At 57.4% G+C, this 4,004-nt stretch carries 3 protein-coding genes; all 3 read right to left on the bottom strand.

All coding sequences use genetic code 11. The annotated features are described in order from the left end of the window. A partial coding sequence (locus CR46_RS0117595; protein ID WP_030074915.1) for a hypothetical protein occupies nt 1–588 on the bottom strand: 588 nt, incomplete at its 3' end. A gap of 187 nt (nt 589–775) precedes the next feature. Next, entirely contained in the window at nt 776–1,834 is a 1,059-nt protein-coding gene (locus CR46_RS0117590) for a site-specific integrase (protein ID WP_030074913.1), read from the bottom strand. 991 nt (nt 1,835–2,825) lie between these two features. Continuing rightward, the coding region (locus tag CR46_RS18480; protein WP_030074911.1) for a protein rep at nt 2,826–4,004 on the bottom strand (1,179 nt) is incomplete at its 5' end.

Raw genomic sequence — 4,004 nt, 5'->3', positions numbered from 1 at the left:
TTGCCGTTTTAACTGCCCAGCGAGCGCGTCTGAGCTGCGATGTGGGTGAGTGAATGTCACCATCACCATTTTCTTCCCAGCGCCTTCACGCTGCGCATAGGCCCATTCAAAGGCATGTGCGATCTCTTCACGCCGACGCTCGCCAACCTTTGCCGCACAGACCGGGCAACCAGGCCGCCCGCAGACCACCAGCCCGCCGTAGAAGGCATTCCCGTGCTCTGCTGACTGGTTAACCGTCACTTCCCTGCTAAACGGGGTGAAAAGACATTTCGCGGTCTGATGGTAATTCGCTGGGTACTCCAACCCCTTAGCCGAACCACGCAAGAACAACAGATCACGCGCAACCGCCTGTAATTCATAGCGTTCAGCCCGTGCCTGAACCCGTTTATCAGCGCTAACGACTCTTCCAGCCTGGGGGGGGGTAGAGGATTTGGCGTTACTACCTAGGCCTCCCGCTGCGCGGTCGGCGGTGGCCGCTTCCGGCTGGGAGAAAGACGCGCGCAAAAACTGCCCTGGAAGCCCCTTGAAAGGCTCAGGATTGCGCAGGCGCGCACGAATCTGCTGGAGAGAATTACCGGGTGTTTGCATCCGACATCCCCCGGTAGGGGTGCCGGCAACGCTTGAGTCTATGCGTCATGGAGGCCATAATATCCCTACTACTTGAGTGAATGACCCCGGGGAGGCGCGCCAACGCCAACGATCCGGGGTTTTTCATGCCCGCTATTCGGGCTTACCAACCAGCATATCAGAATATTCTCAGCTGAGGGGATAGCCATTACATCCCCGGCCCACCTGGACCCCTAAAGCCCGAAGATGACGGTGAGACGACTGGTTTCGCTGGTTTTTCCTGCCGAACGGGGGTTTCCGGGGTTTCGCTCTTGAGACTCTGCGCAACCGCTCGCAGCGCTGGCGGCACCTTGGACTCTGGCAAACCGTCTGGTGCCGCCGTGTGGTTCTCACGGCCCTGAAAGCGCTCCGCCTCCTGACCGCTCAGCTTTATACCGATACCTCCCGACGCTTTGCGACGATCACCGTAGACCTCGACCGATTTTGTGCTCTGGTGACCCATGATGTACGCAATTGCCCGCCTATTAAGCCCCATCGCCTTGAGGTCCCCCCCCATCTGGTGACGAAACGTATAAAGCGATGGCCGCGCCTGCCGACGTGGCCACAACTTGCGACTGAGACGATCAAGGCGGCTTTGAACACGCCGCATCACCCCCAGTTGGCGCTGTTCACCTTTTTGCAGAACGCTTATCGACGTTGAAATGTATTTCTGAATTTCTGGCTCAACACGAAACCACCGATCCGCTCCGCGCTTGCCATCACTCGTACGCTTGGCACCGCGCACACGCACAATCCCACGGTCATCAATCTCCAGCGAGAGCATTTCTGCAGGTCTAACCCCCAGATACTTCGCCAGTAACGTTGCTGCCAGCACCTCGAAATTATTCTGATGTTCAGCATCATTTTTTGTGTCTGTCAGCGCATCTATGAGCTTTTGATAGTCAGCTTCAGATATCGACTTTGCTCGACGCTGTTTAGGCGGCGTCGGCCCGCGATCACGCGGATTTATCAACCCCTGGCCGGTGCGAGTAGTGGTCATCGGATTGCGCGTATGAGCAATACGATCCGCTGACTCATAAAACCGCTTCGAACGCTGATCAAACTCAAGGGCATTACGTAAGCGACGCCAATAAGCGGGCCTGTATTCACTGGCGCACGCTTTGAGCGCGTCAGTGATTTTTTTTGGTGTAGGTAGCTCACCATTAAGACGCTTCGCATAAAAATTTGCTGCCAGACTTCGATACGCTTCTTCTGTCGATTTTTCCATAGTGCCCTCCGATTAAGACCGTGGGGCTCTGCCCCACACCCCGCCCTCGCCGCCGGGGGCTCAGGGCGTTGGGCCTGCGGTCCCAACACCCAGAGCGGAGGCTTGGGTCGCTCCAGGGCGTCAAGCACTGGATCGGAACCCCATAGCGGCATACCCACGCCGCTATGGGGCCCCCGCGATCCAGCGCTTGACTCCCTTCCCGCTCCAACCCCAACCCCCCACCCCGTGTAGTCCTCTCAAGCGGCTGCGATACCCCAGGCAGCCGCTTTCGACGCCTACGGAGGCCTATTCCCACCACTCCGTTCGTGCCTCTCTACGGGCGGTCAGCACCCCTAGGCCTCCCATACTTACACGGCAAAGCCGCGAGTAAGTATGGTCGTTAAAAACGTACTTGCACGCAACCCTTGCATCGCTATAAATGTGCTATAATGTGTAATAAATACACATTTACACATTTATAGCTTGGAGATCAAAACAGTGGCAGACGTTCATCACATCCACCACGACTCAGCGAAGCGCATCCGCGCCGTGCTCGTTCACGCTTTAGGCACGGAGAACGTGCCGCATCAATGGCAGCTCTTCATGCGAGCCGTGCGCCGCGAACTGCCCATGCTCGCTAGCCGGGGCCGACCGACGCAGCAGCAAGTGCAAAACTCGATCATCGGGGCCCTTGGCTTCCAGTCGTGGCGTGAGATGTGCGAGACGCCCGCCGAAGAAGGGGGATTGGGGCTCAACTGGTCGAAGTGGCGGCAGTGGTCACGCGCTTACGCGGTAGTCGATAACAACCCCGGGCTACATGACGCGCCGCTTACGGCCGCAGAAATCAACCGCCTGTACAGCGAATCCAGGGCAGCCGGCGAGGACATGCCCAGCGACATAGACGCCATAGAGGCATTTGAAAAGCGCCAAGCAGAACGCAAACAGGCCGCCCGGGAAGAAACCCAAGCGGCCATGAAGGAGCGTATAGGCACATTGGAAGCCAGCTTAGCGGCTAATCGGGAAGAATTGGCTCGTACAAACGGCGCTGTAACAGAACTTCGCGAGATGCTCGTTTCTGCACAGTCGTCGCTTTCGGAGAAGGATCAGGAGCTACGCCAGGCGCTTCTCGATCTCCGCTCTCTCCAGCAAACATATGAGCAGACTTCGAAGTCGATGCAGCAGTCAGATGAGTATGGGGAGCGCTTAATGCGGCTAAACCAGGGGCTACAGCAGGAACTCGATTATTATCGGAATCGTGGCTTTTTTCAGCGCTTACGTGATGTTTTCTCTCCACAGTAAACTCTCGGGACTGCTCCCCACGAATAGCCCATTCCTGCTTGATCGACGTTTTACCGTGCCGTGCCCGCAATTCTGTTATCAATGCCTGAACTGCTGGCCATCCCCCCGATTCAGCCGCTTGGAGTAAGTGAGCACGGTAACCAACCCGCCGCACTAGTGCCCAGTCACGCAGCTCCACAGCGCCTAGAACATCCGCCGCATCATCTTCACGCTCGGCTATCTGCTGATCGTTGAACTCCTGCAGCCCAACCAGTGCTTTCAGCCCCGCTGACCAAAAAACCGTCGCTTTGCCACGCATCGCTTCCACGTATTCGAGATACAACCGCCCCGATTTTTCATCACCATCGCGGCAATCCGCCAGTAACTGGAACGGCGTGCGGCCTGCTGCCCGACCGCGTTTTGTTGACCCTTTGGCAAGCTCACGGTCAGCACCCCAGTGCCCGCCAGTGCTATCCGCATCATGCTTGGCCAAATAATCGCTAGAACGGGCATTATCCAGCACATCGACCGAATGCTTATAGAACCCTCGAAGCGCCGCAAACCGCGCTCCCCTGCCGCTTGGCGGAAGATTGAGCATTCCCACTTTTTTCAGCATCCGGTACCAACGGCGCACGATTTTACGCCGCAGATCCGATACGTCCGCGTCTTTATCGACCATCCACGCTTCATGGGTGTGCGGGTGCCAGCCGTGCCGCCCATGTGTGACCTCTAGCGACCTAATCAGGCCCATATAACCGCTCGGCAAGATGCGCTTCCACGGCTCACCAGCCCGAAGCCGCTTGAACGCCTCAGATTGCCGTTTTAACTGCCCAGCGAGCGCGTCTGAGCTGCGATGTGGGTGAGTGAATGTCACCATCACCATTTTCTTCCCAGCGCCTTCACGCTGCGCATA

This window comes from Vreelandella neptunia (assembly GCF_000712975.1).
GTDB lineage: Bacteria > Pseudomonadota > Gammaproteobacteria > Pseudomonadales > Halomonadaceae > Vreelandella > Vreelandella qaidamensis.
Note: the sequence above shows the minus strand (reverse complement) of the source record. Positions and strands in the feature narration are given on the sequence as shown.